22 protein-coding genes and 1 tRNA gene are annotated in these 19892 nt (G+C 60.0%); 12 read left to right on the top strand and 11 right to left on the bottom strand.

The features are described from left to right. Nucleotides 1-163 precede the first annotated feature (163 nt). The 6 genes from queF to IV89_RS08260 form a co-directional block, all read right to left on the bottom strand. Nucleotides 164-625 carry a preQ(1) synthase gene (gene queF / locus IV89_RS08235; protein WP_005853736.1) on the bottom strand — a complete coding sequence of 154 codons (462 nt, stop codon included), beginning with the start codon at nucleotides 623-625 and terminating at the stop codon, nucleotides 164-166. 18 nt (nucleotides 626-643) lie between these two features. Then, nucleotides 644-1354, bottom strand: coding sequence for a 7-carboxy-7-deazaguanine synthase QueE (gene queE / locus IV89_RS08240; RefSeq protein ID WP_037944360.1), 711 nt, complete (start codon nucleotides 1352-1354; stop codon nucleotides 644-646). Beyond that, nucleotides 1351-1704, bottom strand: a complete 354-nt coding sequence (gene queD, locus IV89_RS08245) for a 6-carboxytetrahydropterin synthase QueD (RefSeq protein ID WP_037944358.1) — start codon at nucleotides 1702-1704, stop codon at nucleotides 1351-1353. The genes queE and queD overlap by 4 nt, the downstream gene beginning before the upstream one ends. Then, a complete protein-coding gene (gene queC, locus IV89_RS08250) occupies nucleotides 1704-2405 on the bottom strand; it encodes a 7-cyano-7-deazaguanine synthase QueC (RefSeq protein ID WP_037944357.1) in 702 nt (233 codons plus the stop codon). The genes queD and queC overlap by 1 nt, the downstream gene beginning before the upstream one ends. A gap of 233 nt (nucleotides 2406-2638) precedes the next feature. Next, nucleotides 2639-3235, bottom strand: a complete 597-nt coding sequence (locus tag IV89_RS08255; protein ID WP_005853728.1) for an SDR family oxidoreductase — start codon at nucleotides 3233-3235, stop codon at nucleotides 2639-2641. Between the two features lie 71 nt (nucleotides 3236-3306). After that, entirely contained in the window at nucleotides 3307-3981 is a 675-nt protein-coding gene (locus IV89_RS08260) for a type 1 glutamine amidotransferase domain-containing protein (protein WP_037944355.1), read from the bottom strand. A 230-nt stretch (nucleotides 3982-4211) separates the two neighbouring features. Between IV89_RS08260 and IV89_RS08265 the strand changes: the two genes are divergently transcribed. From IV89_RS08265 to IV89_RS08280, 4 genes are all read left to right on the top strand, one after another. Continuing rightward, a complete protein-coding gene (locus tag IV89_RS08265; protein WP_037944354.1) occupies nucleotides 4212-5447 on the top strand; it encodes a glutathionylspermidine synthase family protein in 1236 nt (411 codons plus the stop codon). 43 nt (nucleotides 5448-5490) lie between these two features. Then, a complete protein-coding gene (locus tag IV89_RS08270) occupies nucleotides 5491-6072 on the top strand; it encodes a DUF1190 domain-containing protein (RefSeq protein WP_005853722.1) in 582 nt (193 codons plus the stop codon). Between the two features lie 111 nt (nucleotides 6073-6183). Continuing rightward, a complete protein-coding gene (locus tag IV89_RS08275; RefSeq protein ID WP_037944353.1) occupies nucleotides 6184-7560 on the top strand; it encodes an NAD-dependent succinate-semialdehyde dehydrogenase in 1377 nt (458 codons plus the stop codon). A 235-nt stretch (nucleotides 7561-7795) separates the two neighbouring features. Continuing rightward, nucleotides 7796-9892: an ATP-binding protein gene (locus tag IV89_RS08280; RefSeq protein WP_037944352.1), complete on the top strand. Its 2097-nt coding sequence runs from the start codon at nucleotides 7796-7798 to the stop codon at nucleotides 9890-9892. 107 nt (nucleotides 9893-9999) lie between these two features. On the opposite strand, the gene IV89_RS08285 is transcribed toward IV89_RS08280, so the two are convergent. Beyond that, a tRNA-Ile gene (locus tag IV89_RS08285) sits at nucleotides 10000-10076 on the bottom strand. A 136-nt stretch (nucleotides 10077-10212) separates the two neighbouring features. Here IV89_RS08285 and purM point away from each other — a divergent pair. The 3 genes from purM (at nucleotide 10213) to rnd (ending at nucleotide 13083) form a co-directional block, all read left to right on the top strand. Continuing rightward, complete coding sequence (gene purM / locus IV89_RS08290; RefSeq protein WP_037944351.1) at nucleotides 10213-11259, top strand: phosphoribosylformylglycinamidine cyclo-ligase; 1047 nt, start codon at nucleotides 10213-10215, stop codon at nucleotides 11257-11259. After that, entirely contained in the window at nucleotides 11256-11852 is a 597-nt protein-coding gene (purN, locus tag IV89_RS08295; protein WP_005853715.1) for a phosphoribosylglycinamide formyltransferase, read from the top strand. The genes purM and purN overlap by 4 nt, the downstream gene beginning before the upstream one ends. A gap of 73 nt (nucleotides 11853-11925) precedes the next feature. Then, nucleotides 11926-13083, top strand: coding sequence for a ribonuclease D (gene rnd / locus IV89_RS08300; RefSeq protein ID WP_009824705.1), 1158 nt, complete (start codon nucleotides 11926-11928; stop codon nucleotides 13081-13083). Nucleotides 13084-13120: 37 nt separating this feature from the next. Here rnd and IV89_RS08305 read toward each other — a convergent pair whose 3' ends face one another. Continuing rightward, nucleotides 13121-13642 (bottom strand): hypothetical protein, encoded by a 522-nt coding sequence (locus tag IV89_RS08305; RefSeq protein WP_037944349.1) that lies wholly within the window; start codon nucleotides 13640-13642, stop codon nucleotides 13121-13123. Between the two features lie 120 nt (nucleotides 13643-13762). On the opposite strand from IV89_RS08305, the gene IV89_RS08310 reads away from it, so the two are divergent. Continuing rightward, nucleotides 13763-14173: a SufE family protein gene (locus IV89_RS08310; protein ID WP_037945034.1), complete on the top strand. Its 411-nt coding sequence runs from the start codon at nucleotides 13763-13765 to the stop codon at nucleotides 14171-14173. Between the two features lie 61 nt (nucleotides 14174-14234). On the opposite strand, the gene IV89_RS08315 is transcribed toward IV89_RS08310, so the two are convergent. Further along, nucleotides 14235-14873, bottom strand: a complete 639-nt coding sequence (locus tag IV89_RS08315; RefSeq protein WP_037945032.1) for a DUF1638 domain-containing protein — start codon at nucleotides 14871-14873, stop codon at nucleotides 14235-14237. Nucleotides 14874-14938: 65 nt separating this feature from the next. Then, nucleotides 14939-15637, bottom strand: coding sequence for a cobalamin-binding protein (locus IV89_RS08320; RefSeq protein ID WP_005853706.1), 699 nt, complete (start codon nucleotides 15635-15637; stop codon nucleotides 14939-14941). Nucleotides 15638-15839: 202 nt separating this feature from the next. Here IV89_RS08320 and IV89_RS08325 point away from each other — a divergent pair, with 202 nt between their 5' ends. Next, nucleotides 15840-16925, top strand: coding sequence for a PA0069 family radical SAM protein (locus tag IV89_RS08325; protein WP_037944348.1), 1086 nt, complete (start codon nucleotides 15840-15842; stop codon nucleotides 16923-16925). On the opposite strand, the gene bmt is transcribed toward IV89_RS08325, so the two are convergent. Further along, entirely contained in the window at nucleotides 16922-17935 is a 1014-nt protein-coding gene (gene bmt, locus IV89_RS08330; RefSeq protein ID WP_005853702.1) for a betaine--homocysteine S-methyltransferase, read from the bottom strand. The genes IV89_RS08325 and bmt overlap by 4 nt on opposite strands. Before the next feature lie 224 nt (nucleotides 17936-18159). Between bmt and purC the strand changes: the two genes are divergently transcribed. Genes purC through purQ form a run of 3 tightly spaced genes read left to right on the top strand, consistent with a single transcriptional unit; the run spans nucleotide 18160 to nucleotide 19871 of the window. Further along, complete coding sequence (gene purC / locus IV89_RS08335; protein WP_005853701.1) at nucleotides 18160-18921, top strand: phosphoribosylaminoimidazolesuccinocarboxamide synthase; 762 nt, start codon at nucleotides 18160-18162, stop codon at nucleotides 18919-18921. Nucleotides 18922-18972: 51 nt separating this feature from the next. Continuing rightward, nucleotides 18973-19203 (top strand): phosphoribosylformylglycinamidine synthase subunit PurS, encoded by a 231-nt coding sequence (gene purS, locus IV89_RS08340; protein ID WP_009824700.1) that lies wholly within the window; start codon nucleotides 18973-18975, stop codon nucleotides 19201-19203. Then, the gene (purQ, locus tag IV89_RS08345; RefSeq protein ID WP_037944347.1) at nucleotides 19203-19871 is read left to right on the top strand and encodes a phosphoribosylformylglycinamidine synthase subunit PurQ; all 669 of its coding nucleotides are present in this window, start codon (nucleotides 19203-19205) and stop codon (nucleotides 19869-19871) included. Before purS ends, purQ begins: the two co-directional genes overlap by 1 nt. Nucleotides 19872-19892: the final 21 nt, after the last annotated feature.

A 19892-nucleotide genomic window follows, 5' to 3' on the forward strand; every position in this document is an offset into this window, starting at 1 on the left:
GACGGGGCAGACTGATCGCCGAGCTTTGAGCTCATATATAAAGGTAATCCGCAGGGTTTGGCATAAGAATATGGCGAGAAGTCCGAGCACAAAAAAACCGCGCAGCGAGGCAATCGTTGCGCGGGTGTGATCTACCCTAGGTAGCGTGAGGGCTTCTCTCGCTTCACCCGCGCCCGCGATAGGGCGGCACGCCTTGATCGGGAATCCAGACGCTTTTGGGGGTCTCGCCCGTTTGCCAGAACACGTCGATGGGGATGCCCCCGCGCGGATACCAATAGCCGCCTATGCGCAGCCAGCGGGGCGACAGCAGCTCTACCAGACGGCGCCCGATCGAGACGGTGCAATCCTCGTGAAAGGCACCGTGGTTGCGAAACGCGCCCAGATAAAGCTTGAGCGATTTGGACTCGACCAGATACTGATCTGGCACATAGTCAATCACCAAATGCGCAAAGTCGGGCTGGCCGGTCATCGGGCAAAGCGAGGTGAACTCGGGCGCGGTGAAGCGCACGCAATAATCGACATCGGCCTGAGGGTTCGCGACTTTCTCGAGCATCGCTTCTTCGGGCGAGGCGGGAAGCTCTGTCTTGCCGCCAAGCTGCTGCAAATCGCTGTAAATCGTTTCCATAAATCCTCCGGTGGCGGGTCAGACTCCGCGTTTGTTGCCCCATAGCAATACGTGAAGTTGTGGCAGCAGGCGCGGCGTGAACCAGCGATCTGCCATGGTTTTGTCCACCAGCCACAATAGCTTATCCGCCAGCACCTGCGGATCGACAGCGACGGTCGGGTCGACCTCGTCGTTTCCCGGTTGCAGATAAAGCGGCAGTTGGGCGTAGCGGGTGGCGGCGTCGCGGGCCCAATCGTAATCCGCGTCGTCGAATATGACGATCTTCATCACCGTCTGGGCCGCCGTTTCGCCAGCCGCAACACAACGGTCGAAAGCGGCCCAATCCACCGTCTCGCCGCTGGATGGTGGTTTCGGGCTCAGCACAAGACAATCCAACTGCCCGAACCACGGTTTCGCGATGGAGCCTTGCGTTTCGCAGGCAAAACGGTAGCCGGCGGCATGACCCAATTGGATCAAGGGCGCGAAGTCCTGAATGGCGGGGTTGCCGCCTGACAGGGATACGGTCAGCGGCGTGTTGTCTGACAGGCGCTGCACCTCTTGCCAGACCGCGTCGGTCGACATGTTGGCCCAGTCATGGCGGAATGCGGGGTCAACCGCGTGCATGCTGTCACACCACGCGCAGCGATAGTCACAGCCGCCCGTGCGCACAAAGACGGTGGGTTCACCGATCAGCGCGCCTTCTCCCTGTATCGTGGGGCCGAATACCTCGGCGATGCGCAGCTGGCTCATGGCCGGTACTCTGCCCAGGTTTTGGGCGTCTCGCTGACTTTGACAGCGGTGGTTTCGGGCCAGTGCTGCGCGCACCATTCATAGAGATGACGCGCCATGTTTTCGCCGGTGGAAGCAAAATCCAGCACGTCGTTGAGGTGACGGTGATCGAAGGTCTCGTCTATATAGGTCTTGAGCGGCTTCAGCTCTCCGTAGTCGCGGACGAAACCGTCGGCGTTCAGCTCTTTGGCCCTAAGCTCCACCACCACGACATAGTTATGCCCGTGCAGGCGGGCGCATTGGTGGCCATCGGGCAGATGCGACAGCTGATGTGAGGCGGAGAAATGGAACTCTTTCGTAATGGTATACATCAGGTGAGGATCTTACGCTTGACCGCTTCGGCCCAGAAATGGGGATCGTCATAATGGGTCGGGTCGGCAACCCCCGCCAGATCGAAAGCCTCGCGCCGTTCCACGCAGGTACCACAGCGCCCGCAGTGATGCGCGCCGCCCTTGTAGCAAGACCAAGTTTCGGCGAAGGGGGTGTTATGGCGCTGGCCCTCGGTCACGATAACCGCTTTTGAACGGTGCACAAACGGCGTGTAAAGCGACACATCGGCGTAGCCGTCCAGCGCCATATATTGCATGAACTCAAACGCTTGGGTGAAATCGGGGCGGCAGTCGGGGTAGATAAAGTGATCGCCCCCATGCACCGCGGTTGCGACGGCCTGATCCCCACGTGCGGCGGCAATGCCATAGGCGACCGTCAGCATGATCGCATTCCGGTTGGGGACAACGGTGACCCGCATCGTGTCTTCGGCGTAATGCCCGTCGGGTACATCCACATCATCAGTCAGCGCGGATCCGGTCAGCGCCGCACCGATCCCGCGCATATCGATGATGTCATGGGGAACATCCAGACGTTTGGCGCAGAGCGCGGCATAGTCTAGTTCCTTGCGGTGACGCTGACCGTAGTCGAACGACACCAGCCCCGTCAGCTTGCGATTTGCCGCCACCATATGAGCGAGCGACACAGAATCCAATCCGCCGGAGCAGATGACAATCGTTTTCATTTCTTAACCCTTGTTTTGATACCCGGGTAGGCTGCGACCGGGAAGGCGCCTGATAGACGAGACGATCAGGGATGCCAAGGGGGCCAATGCGGCGGATTTGGCGCGAAATGTCGCATTCGCAGCGTCACTCATGGAAAAACCGCCAGACCGGTGGGGTCTGGCGGTACGGCGCATTCCTCTCGCGAACGGGTGGGAGGTGCCCGCGCGCAGTCAGATCAGGCGCAAACCCGTGATCAGGCGGATTGCATCAGCAAAGCCTGGTTCTTCCATTCGGGGTCGGTGACGGCATCGACCAAAGCGGCGGCAACATCGCCACGGGCGGCCTTGGCTTTGACGTCAACGCTGTCGCCAAAGATCATATTCCGATTGCCCGCATCATCCGTCAGCGCGACGGGGCGCAGGATGGCGTATTCGAGGCCGGAGTTTTGCAAATGCACGTCGGCTTCGTGTTTCGCTTGCAGATAATGCGCAAGCTCGCTGTCCGGGTCGGGGTTGTCCGCGCCGACACTGCTGAGCATCACAAAGCGCGAGATGCCGGCCTTGGCGGCGATATCCACCAGATCTTTGGCACCATCGCGGTCGACCTTGTCGGTCATCTCTGGCCCTGTGGACCCGCCGGAGCCCGCGGCAAAGATCACCGCATCGCAGCCTTCGCAGGCGTCAGCGGACAGATTGGTCAGGTCTCCCTTGCGCAGCACCACGTCAGAGGCCAGCGCACTGGTGTCAGAGGAATCGCGGACAAGGGCGATCGGCGTGTGACCCTGTTCGCGGAGTTGTTCAGTGACGCGGATACCGGTTTTGCCGGTCGCGCCGGCGACGAGAATATTCATGGTTGTAATCCTTGTTATACGTGTCGCGGAAAAACTGCCCGCCGCGCGGCCTTCGCGCAGCGGGCGGCACTTTACAGCAGCGACAATAGCTTGTGGGCGGCTTCTTCCGAAGACGCGGGGTTCTGACCGGTGACAAGCTTGCCATCGGTCACCACGAAGGATGCCCAGTCGTCACCCTTCTTGTAGGTGCCGCCATTGGTCTTGAGCATGTCTTCGACCAGAAAGGGGACCACATCGGTCAGGCCCACGGCCTCTTCCTCGGTATTGGTGAAACCGGTGACGGTTTTGCCCGATACCAGCGGTTTGTCGTCGGTGCCTTTGGTGTGCTTGAACACCGCTGGCGCGTGGCAGACGGCCCCGACGGGGCGGTCGCTGGCGGCAAAGCTTTCGATCAGGTTGATGCTGGCCTTGTCTTCAGCCAGATCCCACAGCGGGCCGTGGCCCCCGGGGTAGAAGATCGCGTCGAAACCGTCAGCCGAAACGCTCGAAAGCACCTCGGTATTGGCCAGCTCTTTCTGTGCGGCGTCATCGCCCTTGAACCGTTTGGTCGCGTCGGTCTGCGCATCATCTGCATCGCTGGACGGATCAAGCGGCGGCTGTCCGCCTTTGGGTGATGCCAAAGTGATCTCTGCACCAGCGTCCTTGAACACGTAATAGGGGGCCGCGAACTCTTCGAGCCAGAAACCGGTTTTGTTACCAGTGTCGCCCAGCTTGTCGTGGGAGGTGAGTACCATGAGAATTTTCATGTTTTTGGGCCTTTCAATTCATTTCTTATACCGGTCAGGGCGTCATTGGGGACGCCGCAATCACGACCGCGTAGACCGTTCAACGAATGGGCGCGCCCGTTGTTCCGCGATATGTCTGACGTTTTTGTGAATGATGCGGGTGCGGAAGGGGCAATGGAGGATATGCTCTGGCACCACAGGGGCAAAGCGATTAAACCCGCGGTAGTTTTTCGAGCGAAAGGTCCGGCCGGATGCAAAGAGTAGAACTAGCCGAACGGCCCCATTGGCGCGACCACGCCAAAGAGGTCGGTTTTTCCTTCGCGGACATGCACGGCGAACCCTATTGGGACGAAACCTCTGTCTACGCGTTCTCGCTTGACCAGATCGAAAATGACATCGAAGACCCCGCGACCGCGCTGCATGGTATGTGCCGCGAGGCGGTGGATCACATCCTTGCCAGCGAAGAGCTGTTGGACAAGCTTGCCATTCCCGAAGCGCACCGCGACCTCATTGCGAACAGCTGGAAGCAAGGCGACCCCGAGATCTATGGCCGCTTCGATCTGGCATATGACGGGCAGGGGCCTGCCAAACTGCTGGAGTATAATGCCGATACGCCGACCTCGCTTTATGAATCGGCGTCCTTCCAGTGGCAGTGGTTGGAAGATCAGCTAGAGGCAGGCAACCTGCCCGAGGGGGCGGATCAGTTCAACGGCATCCACGAGGCGCTTGTCGCCCGTTTCGCCGATGTGTTTGAACCCGATAGCGATCTGCATTTCACCGCCGTGGCGGGTAATCCGGAAGATTACGGCACGGTAGAGGCTATGGGTTGGGCCGCGCGCGAGGCGGGGTTGGGGGCGCATTATTGCGACCTTGATAAAATCGCGCTGAGCGATGACGGGCAGTTTCTGGATGATGAGGACCGCCGCATCGCCGTCTTGTTCAAACTCTACCCGTGGGAAGACCTGCTGCGTGACGATTACGCGGACCACATCGAAGGCTCTGGCTGTCTGTTCCTTGAACCCGCATGGAAAGCGCTGCTTTCCAACAAGGGCCTGCTGCCCGTGCTGTGGGAGATGTTCGAGGATCACCCGAACCTGCTCCCTGCGTTCTTTGAACAGGATGTGGGCGAGGCGATGGCGGGGCGCGGCTCTGTCACGGGGCGTGCTGCGGATGCCTTTGACCGTGCGCGGGCAGGGCTTGCACGGGCCCATGTGCGCAAACCGATCCTGTCGCGCGAAGGGGCCTCGGTCGAGATCGTGAAATCCGGCCAGATCATCGAAAGTGCCAGCAACACGGCGTATGCCGAACACCCGCGTATCCTTCAGGCCTATGCGCCCTTGCCGCAGTTCGACGGGATGCGCCCCGTGGTCGGCGCGTGGATCATCGGGCAAACCTGTGCGGGCATCGGCCTGCGCGAGGACCGGTCAAGGATCACGCAGGATTTGTCACGTTTCAAACCCCATTACATTGCGCCATATTCCGGTTAGCATCGTCGCCCAATCGCCGAACCACAGCAGAAAGCAGATCATCATGACAAAACGGTCAAAACGCGTCGCCATCGCGATCATCGGGGCTACCGCCTTTACACTGGCCGGTTGCCGCGACGAAAAGATTGATGCCGCTGCCTTTCCCGATGTGCAAAGCTGCAAGAACGAGGCGTCTTTTGGGGGCACATTCACCGCCGCCGATTGTGAAACCGCCTTTGCCGAGGCAGAGACGCTGCATGTGGAATCCGCACCGCGTTACAACAGTTTGGATGTCTGCGAAGAACAACACGGCGAAGGCGCCTGCGGGTCAGAGGCGCAGCAAACACAGGGCGGATCGGGCGGTATCTTTATGCCGTTGCTCGCGGGTTATCTGATCGGGAACATGCTGGGCGGGCGGTCGGGGATGGCCGCAAGCCAGCCGATGTATAAGACGGCGGATGGCAAGTTCACCAATGCGGCGCGCACCAGCACCTATTCCAGCAACAAGGGGGCCGCCAAGCTCAGCACCTCGCAATTCACCCGCCCCGCGACGACCGTGGGCAAAACCCCGATGACCCGTGCGACGGCGAAATCCCGCGGCGGTTTCGGGAAGGTGGGCAGCGGGCGCACGGGCTTCGGCGGCTAAGGGCGCGGGGGCCGCACACGCAGACGTGACCGCTACAGCCGCAACCGCAGGAACTTGATACGACGGCCATGTGTTTGCCCTTCGACGCGAATAAGCGAAGAAGGAGCAGACATGTCCAAGATCACGACAATCAATCCCGCCACCGAAGAAGAGATCCAGTCTTACGATCTGATGAGCGAGGCAGAGGCTATTCAGCGGGTCGAAGCCTGTCATGACGCGCATCTTGAATGGCGCAAATTGTCGCACAAGGAACGCGCGCCCTATCTGACCAAAATCGCCGCCAAGCTGCGCGAGAACGCGGATGAATTGGCCGCTCTCATGACGCGCGAGACAGGTAAGCTGCTGAAAGATGGCAAGACCGAGGTAGAGATTTGCGCGGCCATCTTTGAGTATACCGCCAAGAATGGCCCCGACGTGCTTGCGGATGAAGAACGCACTCACGGTGCCGACGGCAAGCGCGGGGTCGTGACTTATCAGCCCATCGGCGTCATCTATTCGATCCAGCCGTGGAACTTCCCACTGTATCAGCCCACCCGTGTGCTTGCGGCGAACCTGATGACCGGCAACGGTTGTGTTCTGAAACACGCGAGCATCTGCACCGGCTCGGGCCTTCGCCTGCGCGAACTTTGTATCGAGGCAGGGCTACCCGAAGACCTATTCCAAGTGATCCTCATCGACCACGACACCAGCGACAAGCTGATCGAACACCCCAAGGTGCGTGGCGTGACAATGACGGGCAGCGATGGCGCGGGCCGTCACATCGGGTCGGTCGCCGCGAAGTCGCTGAAAAAGACCGTGCTCGAGCTCGGGTCCAACGACGCCTATCTGGTGCTTGAGGATGCTGATATCGAAACAGCGGTCAAATTCTCGGTTATGGGTCGGCTCTATAACAACGGGGAAACCTGTGTATCGGCGAAACGCTTTATTGTCGCCGATAAGGTCCATGACGCCTTTGTTGATGCCTTCGTCACCGAGATGAAGAAGATCAATATGGGCGATCCGACGGACGAAAATGTTCAGCTGGGCCCACTGTCCAGCCAAGACCAGTTCGAGACCGTGCGCGATCAGGTGAAAGAAAGCGTTGATAAAGGGGCCAAGGTGCTGTGCGGTGGCGAGGTGCCTGACCGTACGGGGGCCTATTATCCCGCGACGGTATTGTCCGACCTCAAACCCGGTATGCCGGCGTTTGACGATGAAATCTTCGGGCCCGTCGCGTCGATCATCCGTGCGAAGGATGATGAAGATGCCATGCGTCTGGCGAATGACAGCCGCTACGGTCTGGGCGGCGGGATATTCTCGAAGGACGAGGACCGCGCCTTGAAGCTCGCGAAAGAGCATTTCGACACAGGCATGATCCGCATCAACTCCTTCGGGGCTGCCGATCCGAATATGCCCTTTGGCGGGGTGAAAGATTCCGGCTATGGGCGTGAGCATGGCGGATTCGGCATGAAGGAATTCGCCAACGCCAAGGCGATTTTCCTGCCCTAAGCCTGCGAGGCAACGGTAAACGTGGGGCGCGCGTCGGAGATATGTCCGGCGCGCGCAACTTATTTGGGCACGAAGGTTAAGGTTTACGCAAAGTTAACGAATGCGGCGCGCGCGCCACAGCTCACGGGTAACATTTGGTCGGCAAATTCTCGCCCTGCCGCCGCATAGATTGATCTCTTAGACTTGGATGCTTCAGGTAATCCGCAGCTAGGCTGCGCTTCAGGCGGAACAGTGCTTGCCCTTAAGTAGAACAAAGCGCACCCACATCGGCGGTATATGGTCACTGGTCGCATTCCTCGTCGCGGCAGTTATCATTACCTACGCCGCCGGCCGTCTGGATCGTCTGCTCTCCGAAGCTTTCGTATACGAAGCCCGCGCCCAGACATATCTGGACCTGCTTGAGGTGCGCGAACAGTTTGAAGAAATCATTCACGAACGGTCCCTCGCGCTGCGCGAACTTGCGACGTTCATCGGCGAGAACCCCTTTGCCAAACAGGAAGAGTTTACCCAGCGGGTGCAAAATATACGTGAAGTCGACGACACGGTGATCAATATCGCTGCCGCGCCTGACCTCGTCGTGACCCTGATCCACCCGCTCGCGCCGAACATGGGCGCGCTTGGGTTAGATTACCGCACAAACGAAGACCAGTTTCCCGGCATTGTACGGATGCTGAACCTGGGCAAAGAGCTGATGACCGGCCCCGTCGATCTGGTGCAAGGCGGCAAGGGGCTGATCCTGCGTGCCCCGGTCTATTGGCCCGATCCCGACTTTGCCACCGAAGGCGATGTTGACGGCAGCAAACGCCAGCTGTGGGGGATCGTATCGCTTGTGCTGGAATATGATCAATTCCTGATCAATTCCGGCATACGTGAGGCCGAAGAACGCTATGATATCCTCATTCATGCGGCCTCTCCGCAGGTGGGGGGAGGGCCGCAGATGTTCACCTACGGCGATCGTGGCCTGCTTGAGGCGGATACTGTTACGTTGGAATTCGATTTCTCCTTCGAGGAATGGATGCTGGAAGCACGCACCAAGGGCGGATGGCCCAAACACGCGCCCGATCAATGGTCAAAACGCGCGCTCATCGCGTCGGCCGGGCTGATGCTTTTGGGCACGCTGCTTTATGTGCTGCAGGTGTCAGAGCGGCGCAAACGTGCCGAAGTCCTGCTAAGCAGCGGGATCGAGGCGCTGAACGACGGGTTTGTCATGTTCGACGCGCAGGATCGTTTGCTTCTGAGCAACTCGAAATACAAAGAGATGTACGATCTTCCCTCTGAAGTGCTCAAGCCCGGAACACCTTTTGCCGAGCTGCTGCGTATCGGTGTCAAAAGCAAGCAGTTTCCCATGGGGCGCTATAACGAGGAAGAGTGGATCGAGCGTCGCTTGGCCATCCACCGCGAAAACAGAACCTCCGAGACAGAACAACATCTGTCGGGCGGGCGCGTGATCAAAGCCTCTGACCGGCCTTTGGCAGACGGTAGCTATGTCGGCCTGCGCGTGGATGTGACCGAGCTGAGCCACGCCAAGGATGCCGCCGAAGCTGCCAGCAAGGCCAAGACGGATTTCATGGGCGTCCTCAGCCACGAGCTGCGCACGCCGCTGACGGTGATCATGGGCGTGGCGCAGCTTTCCCGCAACGCGCGCATGCTGTCGTCGTCCAAGGCGCTGCTCAAGGGCTATGAGGACGGAGAGATCAGCCACGAAGAGGCAAAACGTCTGCTGGATGAGATGTACGACCAGCTGTCCGGCCTGATGAACCGGTTGGTGCAATCCGGCGAGCATCTGTTGCACCTCATCAACGAGATCCTCGACGTGGCCAAGATCGAATCCGGCAGCCTGGTGATCGAACCCAGCCATTGTGCGGTGCAGGATATTGTCGATCCGGTGATCGAACAGCTTCGCACACTTTCAAGCAAGAAGGGGCTGGCCTTTGATGTGGTGCAAGAGGCGGATATGGTCTTTGCCGATAAGGTGCGCGCGCGGCAGATCCTGTTCAACCTCATCGGCAACGCGATCAAATTCACCGACACCGGTTTCGTCCGTCTGGTGGTGAAACCCGTGGGCGATGTCGTCAGCTTCGAAGTGCATGACAGCGGTGCCGGCATCCCCGAAGCCGAACTCCAAAGCATTTTCGAGGTCTTCTATCAGGTCGATTCCACCGCCACGCGTCGGGCAGGCGGCACGGGCATGGGGCTCGCGATTTCGCGCAGTCTGGCAGAAATGCAGGGCGGCAGCCTTAGCGTGTCCAGCGTCGTCGGGCAGGGCAGCTGCTTTATCCTGACACTCCCCATCCGCGCCGCGCAAAGCCTCGAGGTAAACGCTGCCGCCTAAGGCCACGCGAAACAGCGCGATCGCCCCGCGGATCGTAGCGTGCAACCCCGGAGTAACCTGGTATTTTCAAATGGAACGCGGCGGTTTCAGTTTGAATACTGAAAGTTTGGTAGGCCCGGCAGGACTTGAACCCGCAACCAAAGCGTTATGAGCGCTCTGCTCTAACCAATTGAGCTACAGGCCCGCCTGCGCGGTTTGGTAAGCGGGCGGGCGCGGCGCGTCAAGGGATAGAAACGCGCAGATGTGGCTTAGGTGCATTGCACGCCTGCGCAACCTGCTATAACCCACTTTCGCAAAGGGAACAGGCAGCGGGATGCGTCATGACCAACTCCAAGAACTCGATCACCTATGCAGACGCTGGTGTGGATATTGATGCAGGCAACGCGCTGGTAGAACGTATCAAACCGGCGGCCAAACGGACCAAGCGTCCGGGCGTGATGTCGGGGCTTGGCGGTTTCGGCGCGCTGTTCGACCTCAAGGGGGCGGGCTATACCGACCCGATCCTCGTCGCTGCGACGGACGGTGTAGGCACCAAGCTGCGGATCGCGATTGATACCGGCAACGTCGATGGCGTGGGGGTCGATCTGGTCGCCATGTGCGTCAACGATCTGGTCTGCCAAGGGGCGGAGCCTCTGTTTTTCCTCGATTATTTCGCCACCGGCAAGCTTGAGACCGAACAGGCCGCGCGGATCATCGAAGGCATCGCCAAAGGCTGCGAAGGCTCTGGCTGCGCGTTGATCGGGGGCGAGACGGCAGAGATGCCTGGCATGTATTCCGAAGGTGATTTCGACCTCGCGGGCTTCTCTGTGGGCGCGATGGAACGCGGCGCGGACCTGCCACGTGATGTGGCGGCGGGGGATGTGCTGCTGGGGCTTGCCTCGGACGGGGTGCATTCGAACGGCTATTCTCTGGTGCGTAAACTGGTCGAGATCTCTGGTCTTGGCTGGGATGCGGACTGCCCCTGGGCCGACGGAACATTGGGCGAGGTGCTGCTGACGCCGACGCGGCTTTATGTGAAACCCGCGTTGCAGGCCGTGCGGGCAGGGGGCGTGCATGCGCTGGCCCATATCACCGGCGGCGGTCTGACGGAAAACCTGCCCCGCGTTCTGCCCGATGATCTGGGCGCGCAGATTGATCTGGACAGCTGGGAGCTGCCCGGCGTGTTCAAATGGATGGCCGATGTGGGTGCGATCTCGGAAACCGAGATGCTCAAGACCTTTAACTGCGGCGTGGGTATGATCCTTGTGGTCAAGGCGGATGAGGCCGAGGCGCTGACCAAATTGCTGCGGCAGGCGGGCGAAACGGTCTATCCGATGGGTAATGTCACCGAGACCACGGGCGTTGCCTATACCGGTAGCCTGCTGTGACCAAACGGGTTGCGATTTTCCTTTCGGGTGGCGGGTCGAACATGCGGGCGCTGGTCGAAGACATGACCGGCGACCATCCCGCGCGGCCCTGTGTGGTGGTGTCGAATGTGGCGGACGCGGGCGGGATTGCCTGGGCCAAAGAACGCGGCATCCCGACCGAAGTCGTGGATCACAAGCCCTTTGCAGGGGATCGCGCTGCCTTTGAAAACGAACTGACCGCGCGGCTGATGCCCCATGCGCCCGACATCATCTGTCTGGCCGGATTCATGCGCAAACTGACCGGTGGCTTTACCGATGCTTGGGCGGGGCGGATGATCAATATCCACCCGTCTTTGCTGCCGCGCTATAAGGGGCTGCACACCCATGCCCGCGCGCTTGAGGCCGGCGATACCCAGCATGGCTGCACCGTGCATGAGGTTACAGCGGCGCTGGATGACGGGCCGATCCTGGGGCAGGCGACCATTCCCGTTATGGCCGGCGACACGCCAGAGGATCTGGCAGCGCGGGTTCTGGTGCAGGAACATCGTCTTTACCCTGCGGTGCTGCGGCGGTTTGCCAGCGGCAACCGTGATCTTTTAATGCTGGAAAGCTGACCGCGCGGCCTATTGCGCTGAAACCATGCGCTTTTCCATTGCCTGAATGGCTTCCTCTGTCCAAAGTAGCGCTATGAAAACAATCACCACCACCGCCGAGCTTGAAGCCTACTGCACAGAGGCCGCCAAGCATGATTACGTGACCGTCGATACCGAGTTTCTGCGCGAACGGACCTATTATTCCAAGCTCTGTCTGATCCAGTTGGCGATGCCCGGAACCGACGATAGCAATGCCGTTCTGGTGGACCCGCTGAGCGAGGGGCTGTCGCTTGACCCGCTGTACACGCTGTTCCGTGATACGTCGGTGGTCAAAGTCTTCCACGCCGCGCGGCAGGATCTAGAGATTTTCTATGTCGATGCGGGCGTCTTTCCCGAACCCTTGTTCGACACACAGGTCGCGGCGATGGTCTGTGGCTTTGGCGAACAGGTGGGATATGAAACTCTGGTGCGCAAGATCGCCCATCAACCTCTTGATAAGACGTCCCGTTTTACCGATTGGTCGCGCCGCCCACTGAGCGACGCGCAGGCGAAATACGCGCTGGCCGATGTCACGCACCTGCGCCAGATCTACGAATTCCTTGCGCGTAAGCTTGAACAGACGGGCCGCGCCCGCTGGGTTCAGGAAGAGCTTGAGATCCTGACCAGCCCTGACACCTATGTCACCCCGCCGCGCGAGGCATGGCGTCGGGTCAAGACGCGCACGAATTCGCCAAAGTTTCTGGCGCTTGTGCGCGAACTGGCCGCCTTCCGCGAGGAATACGCCCAAACCCGCAACATCCCGCGGAGCCGCGTCTATAAGGATGACGCGATGGTAGAGTTGGCCAGCAACAAGCCGAAAAACCACGAGGAACTGGGCCGCGCCCGTCTGCTTCTGCGCGAGGCCCGCAAGGGCGAGATCGCGGATGGTATCCTCAAGGCGGTGGCCGCTGGCCTGAATTGCCCGCCCGGAGATATGCCGCAGCCTGATCGCAGCCGCGACAAGCTTCAGGTCAATCCGGCGCTGTCCGATCTGCTGCGTGTCTTGCTAAAGGCCAAGTCCGAAAGCGCAGGCGTTGCGGCCAAGCTGATCGCCCCCGCTGCGGACCTTGACGGGATCGCCGCAGGGCTGCGTGATGTGGCCGCACTTAAAGGGTGGCGACGCGAGGTATTCGGGGAAGATGCGCTGCGTCTGTGCAACGGCGAGATCGCTTTGACCGCGGTCGGGTCCGATCTGAAAGTGGTTGAGCTTTAACGCTCAACCCTTTGGTTTTTATTGATTTTTGTCGGAGTTAGCGGCGCGATGTCATCGCGTTGCGCTGCCCTTCGACGCGGATGGTCGTCACGCCAGCCAGCGTCTGGTTGGTCAGCTTGCGGCCGGCCGTAACCTCGCGGGTGGGGGGCGTGCCGATGGCGGTCGCCTCGCTTGGTTCTACCCCTTCAAGACGGTAGGTCAGAACGCCGTCCACTGGCAGCTCGTCTTCGTTCGCGGGGGTCAGCTGCACCTCGTAAATGCCCTGACGATCCGCGCGACCGGTGGCGCGCACGACGGCACCGCCCGGTACTTCTTCGATCGTCAGATCAATGATCTGGTCGAAGGGGCGACCGGCATATACCACCTCTTTATTCCGCGAGGAGGAGAACAATCCGGTCCGCTGCGGGATCAAAGGGTTGGTCGAGGCTTCCTGACGGGTGATCGGTTCAGACCGCGCGGTCCCGAACCAGTTGAACGGGTTCACACGGCTGTCGCGCACGGTCGCGCAGCCTGTCAAAACAAGGGTCGATACCAAGATGGCTGAAAAGGTCTTGCGCATGGGGTCCGCCGTAGAAATTTCGGTAATATTTGACTAACCCATCCCAGACCCGTTGGGAAGGGGGTGGACCTTTGGCATCGTGCAACCTACCTGTTTGGCAAGCGAAAAGAGGGACGCACCGTGGCGACAGAGGCATTTGAAGAACTGGTCGAGGATTTCGAGTTTCTGGACGATTGGGAAAATCGCTATCGCCATGTGATCGATCTGGGCAAGGCGATGGAGCCGCTGACCGAAGAGCTGCGCGTGCCCGCAACCAAAGTAGATGGGTGCGCCAGTCAGGTCTGGTTGCATACGCAGTTCGAGGACGGCGTGCTCCATTTCGACGGGGCCAGCGATGCGATGATCGTTTCAGGTCTGATTGCCGTGCTTCAAAAACTGTATAACGGCGTGCCGGCGGCGAAGGTCAGCGCCATCGATGCCCGTGCCGAGATGGGGCGCCTTGGGTTGAACGAACATCTGTCGGCGCAGCGGTCGAACGGGCTGACCGCGATGATCGAACGGATTCGCGGCGAGGCTGCACAGCAGGGTTGAACGCGCGCCTGCGGGGTGTGGCGACGGCTGTGCCAGTTGAGTTTATTTGGCAAAATGAAGATCAGAGCGCCTTGAGCGTGCGCGCCAGATCACCGTAGCCGGTAAAGCGCCGTTCAAAGGCAAGGCCGAGCCTATCGGCGCATGTTTTCGCCTTGGCGGTGAGCGCAGGATCATCTGTTTGCGCCTGATACACAAGCTTTTCGTAGTTCCCGAAGTACATATCGCGCAGGTCGGGGTGCCGGTCGAGCCCCATGGGTTTTATAATGAAAGCGTCGAACTGGCGGACCAGAAAATCAGTGAGATAGAAGGTGGTAATCTCGTCCTCCGAGATCTTGGCAAAGCGGTCGTTGCCCTCAAAAAAGCTATAGCAATGCGGCCCGGCGACCATCTGCACGCCAAGTTTCTTACACTCCGCCTCCAGCAATCCGCCGGTGCCGCAGTCGGCGTAGACAACGAATATATCGTCGTATTTGCCGCGGAGTTTCTTAACGGCTGCGCGGACTTCGTCGGTGATTTTTTCTGGGTAGAGATGCAGCTTGGCAGGCAGGCAGGTCAGGTCCAGATGCGACCAGCCGTTCGCCTCTTTCAGGTCGAGAATTTCCCGCGCCAGCGCCCCGCAGGCGATCAGCAGAATGCGGCCCGTCTGCGGGGCGAGCGGCAGGCCTTTTTCTGTCAGATCACGGTCCGAGGGCGGCTTCATCTCACGCTCCGTCATGCAAAAGGCCCCTCCGGTAGGGAAGGGCCTTTATGTTCTAGATCAACTGTTTACGCCTTGGCGGCGTTGTGTTTCCGCCCGACCCATTCCTTGGCGGTTTCCACCGCGACGGCGGCATCGCGGCAATAGGCGTCGGCACCGATGGCCTTGCCGAATTCTTCGTTCAACGGGGCCCCGCCGACCAGCACGATATAGTCATCGCGGATGCCCTGTTCGACCATCGTGTCGATCACGACTTTCATATAGGGCATGGTCGTGGTCAGCAGTGCGGACATGCCAAGGATGTCCGGCCCTTCGGTTTCCATCGCTTCAAGATAGGCTTCGACCGAATTGTTGATGCCAAGATCGACAACCTCGAAGCCCGCGCCTTCCATCATCATCGACACAAGGTTCTTGCCGATGTCGTGGATGTCGCCCTTGACCGTGCCGATCACCATCTTGCCCACGCGCGGCGCGCCGGTTTCGGCCAGCAGCGGCTTTAGGATCGCCATGCCGCCTTTCATCGCGTTCGCAGCCAAAAGCACTTCGGGGACAAAGAGGATACCGTCGCGGAAGTCGGCCCCGACGATGGTCATGCCGCCAACAAGCGCCTTGGTCAAAATGTCATAGGGTGCCCAATCGCGTTCGATCAGGATATTGACCCCTTCTTCGATCTCTTCGCGCAGACCGTCATAGAGATCATCAAACATCTGCTGAACAAGTTCTTCGTCGTCCAGATCGGCAAGGATAATTTCGTCTTCATCCGACATAGTCGTTCCTCATCGGTTAACTCACCCGCGCGGGCTTGTGCCTTTTTGTCACATACGCGCCGAAAGCTTCGTGCTTTTTGCGACAAACCCGGCACCGCGTGCGACGCTTTGGTTGTTGGGAAATTACGCTCAATCGTGCTGTAAAACAATGGCTTGGGCCAATATACTTGACCATGTTCCTAATTTGTTTCAAAAGATTTGAATGGATCAGGCACAGCGCAAATACAGACTGCCCGGACGGGGCACATCCAGCAACCGCCCGGGCCGGTTCGAGCCGCTGACCGTCAGCGCTGTGGCCGATGGATGGGCGGGCGATGATGACCCTTTGCCGGTCTTGCGCACTCAGGTGAGCGTTGAAATTCCACGCTCCGTGATCAGCTACAACCAGTCGCCAGACCTGCCGTTCGACCGGTCGATCAACCCGTATCGCGGGTGCGAACACGGCTGTGTCTATTGTTTCGCGCGGCCAAGCCATGCCTATCTGGGGTTGTCGCCTGGCCTGGATTTCGAGACGCGGTTGATCGCACGGCCCGAGGCACCCGAGGTGTTGAAACGAGAGTTGGCGGCGAAGAAATACCAGGTCGCCCCCATTGCGATTGGCACGAACACCGATCCCTATCAGCCGATCGAGAAAGAGCATCGGATCATGCGCGCGCTGCTAGAGGTGCTGTCAGACGCGAACCATCCCGTTGCCATTGTGACCAAGGGCAGTCTGATCGAGCGGGATATTGATATTCTGTCGGATATGGCGGCGCGCGGGCTGTGCCGCGTGGGCGTGTCGGTGACGACGCTGGATGCGACGCTTTCGCGGTTGATGGAGCCGCGGGTGCCTGCACCGAAACGCCGGTTGCAGGTGATCGAACGTTTGGCAGAGGCGGGCATTCCGGTGCGGGTGATGGCGTCCCCCATGGTGCCGGCGCTGACCGATCCCGAGCTTGAGGCGATTTTGGAAGCGGGGCGCGATGCGGGGGCCGTGGCGGCCAGCTGGATCATGCTGCGCTTGCCGCGCGAGGTGTCGCCCTTGATGCAGGAATGGTTGGCGGCGCATTACCCTGACCGCGCGGGTCGCATCATGGCGCGGCTGCGCGAGATGCACGGGGGCAAGGAATATGACGCAAATTGGCACAGACGGATGCGCGGTGAAGGCCCCTATGCCGAGATGATTGCGCAGCGGTTTACCTTGGCGATCAAACGGTTGGGGTTGGATACGCTACTGCCGCCAATGCGCTGCGATCTGTTCCGCCCGCCCAAACGGGCGAGCGCGCAGTTGGATCTGTTCGGGGATTAACCCCGGCGGCGGCCACGGCGTGGTGCGCGGGTGGGGCCTTCGCCATCGGTGCCATCGCTTGCCGATGAAAACGGGCCAAGGGCCTCGACAATCTGTTCCAGCGTCGGGGCGTCGCCCTTGGGTCGGCTGTCGAGAGCGGCGCGCATATGCACCAGATGTTCCGGCATGGTGCCACAGCAGCCGCCGATGATCGACGCGCCGCAGTTGCGGGCCATTTCGGCGTAATCGGCCATCAGTTCGGGCGTGCCGTCATAGTGGATGTGGCCTTCGACGTATTTCGGGATGCCCGCGTTGCCTTTGGACACGATCGGCGTCGGCATGCCTTTGGAGGCGAACCCCAGCACCGTGCGCAACACATCCGACGCGCCGGTGCCGCAGTTGGCCCCATAGGCCAGCGGGCCATAATCGAGGTCATGCACCATGTCGACCATCGCCTCGGAGGTCATGCCCATCATTGTGCGGCCTGCGGTGTCAAAGCTCATCGTGCCGACCCAGTCGAGCCCTGCCAGCTTGAAGCCTTCGGCGGCGGCGCGGTATTCCTCGGGGGCGCTGATCGTCTCGAGCCAGCCCACATCGGCACCGCCGGCTTTCAGCCCGTCTGCGGTTTCGTGGAACATCTCGACCGCCAGCGCGTGGGTGAGGGGGCCGACCGGCTCCATGATCTCGCCCGTGGGGCCGACGGAGCCTGCAACGATGACCTTGCGACCGGCCTTATCCGCGACCTCGCGCGCGAGCTCGGCGGACACGCGGCTAAGCTCATGGGCGCGTTTTTCGGCATTATGCAGTTTCAGACGCGAGGCATTCGCGCCGAAGGAGTTGGTCAGGAAGATATCGCTGCCCGATTGCACCGCACCCTGATACAGCTTGATGATGTTTTGCGGCTGTTCGGTGTTCCACATCTCTGGCGCGTCACCGGACATCAGGCCCATGTTGAACAGGTTCGTGCCAGTGGCACCATCGGCCAGCAGCGTGCCTTTTTCAGCCAGAAGATCGGTGAGGGGGTTGGACATCAAAACGCTCCGCTAAATGGGTGATTTTGCCGTTTCCCACAACGCCCCTGTTGACGCAACTTCATTATTCTCATGATCGTCATGAGCCGCCGCCATGGTTTCTGCGTGCATGACCGCCATGAGGGCAGGGCGCGCGCTTGCGTGGCAGGGGCGCTTGGACTATGTGACAGGCTAGAAATGGCTGATGGGTATTCCAACCGGCCTGTTGTCTGGAAGGGATGTGCATGGCCCGTCGCACGAAAATCTATGAAGGTACGGCGAAGATCCTGTATGAAGGACCGGAACCGGGGACCATTGTCCAGCACTTCAAAGACGACACAACCGCCTTTAACGCCGAGAAAAAAGCGGTGATCGAAGGCAAGGGCGTGCTGAACAACCGCCTGTCCGAATTCTTCATGACCGGCCTGAACAACATCGGCGTGCCCACGCATTTCATCAAACGTCTGAACATGCGCGAACAGCTGATCCGTCAGGCAGAGATCATCCCGCTCGAGATCGTCGTGCGCAATTATGCGGCGGGGGATCTGTCTACGCGGCTTGGCATTGACGAGGGCATGCAACTGCCGCGCCCGATTGTGGAATATCACTTCAAGAACAACGACCTTGGCGATCCGCTGGTCACCGAGGAACATATCGCCGCCTTTGGCTGGGCCGGTCAGCAGGACATGGAAGACATCCTGAGCCTGTCGCTGCGGGTCAATGACTTCATGTCCGGCGTGATGATGGCCGTGGGCATCCGGCTGGTGGACTTCAAGCTTGAGGTGGGCCGGATCTACGAGGGTGATTTCCAGCGTCTGATCGTCGCCGACGAGATCAGCCCCGACAGCTGCCGTCTGTGGGATATCGAAACCGGCCAGAAGCTGGATAAGGATGTGTTCCGCCGCGATCTGGGGTCGCTGACGGATGCCTATACCGAAGTCGCCCGACGTTTGGGGGTCATGCCCAAGACGTCGACACCGATGATGAAACCGACGTTGATCAACTAGGCTGGCGTCGCAGATGAGTTTATTTTGCAAAATGAAGATAGGGGACGCGTCATGAAAGCACGGGTGCATGTGATGTTGAAAAACGGTGTTCTGGATCCGCAGGGCGAGGCCGTGCGCCACGCGCTTGGGGCCATGGGCTTTGAAGGCGTCAATGGCGTGCGTCAGGGCAAGGTGATCGAGCTGGACCTGAATGACGGCGCAACCAAGGCCGACGTCGAGGCGATGTGTGAAAAGCTGCTCGCGAACACGGTGATCGAATCCTACACAGTGGAGATGAGCTGATGCACGCAGCGGTCATCGTTTTTCCCGGCTCTAACTGTGACCGCGATCTGGCGGTGGCATTCAAGGCGGTCGGTGCCAAAGTGTCGATGGTCTGGCACAAGGACACGATCCTGCCCGAGGGCGTCGATATTGTGGGTGTGCCCGGCGGCTTTTCCTATGGCGACTACCTGCGCTGTGGTGCCATTGCGGCAAACTCTCCGATCTGTCGCGAAGTGGCGGCCCATGCGGAGCGTGGCGGTTATGTCATGGGGATCTGCAACGGCTTTCAGGTGCTGACCGAAACCGGTCTGCTGCCCGGTGCCCTGCTGCGCAATGCGGGGCTGAAATACATCTGTCGCACCGTGCCGCTGCGCGTGGCCACGGCGGACAGCGATTATACATCGGGCTACGAGGCCGGTGCGATGATCGATATCCCGATCGCCCACCACGATGGTAATTATTTTGCCGATGGCGATACGATTGCCAAACTGCATGGCGAGGATCGTGTTGCCTTTACCTATGGCGATAACCCCAACGGGTCGCAGTCGGACATCGCGGGCATCCTTTCGTCGAACCGTCGTGTGTTGGGGATGATGCCGCACCCTGAACGCGCAGCCGATGCGGGGCATGGGGGCACGGACGGGGCGGCGCTCTTCCGCGCATTGGCGGGGTCTCTGGTCACAGCGTGACTTGAGTGCACCGGTGAGGAC

The sequence above is a fragment of the Sulfitobacter sp. CB2047 genome, from assembly GCF_000735125.2.
GTDB lineage: Bacteria > Pseudomonadota > Alphaproteobacteria > Rhodobacterales > Rhodobacteraceae > Sulfitobacter > Sulfitobacter pontiacus.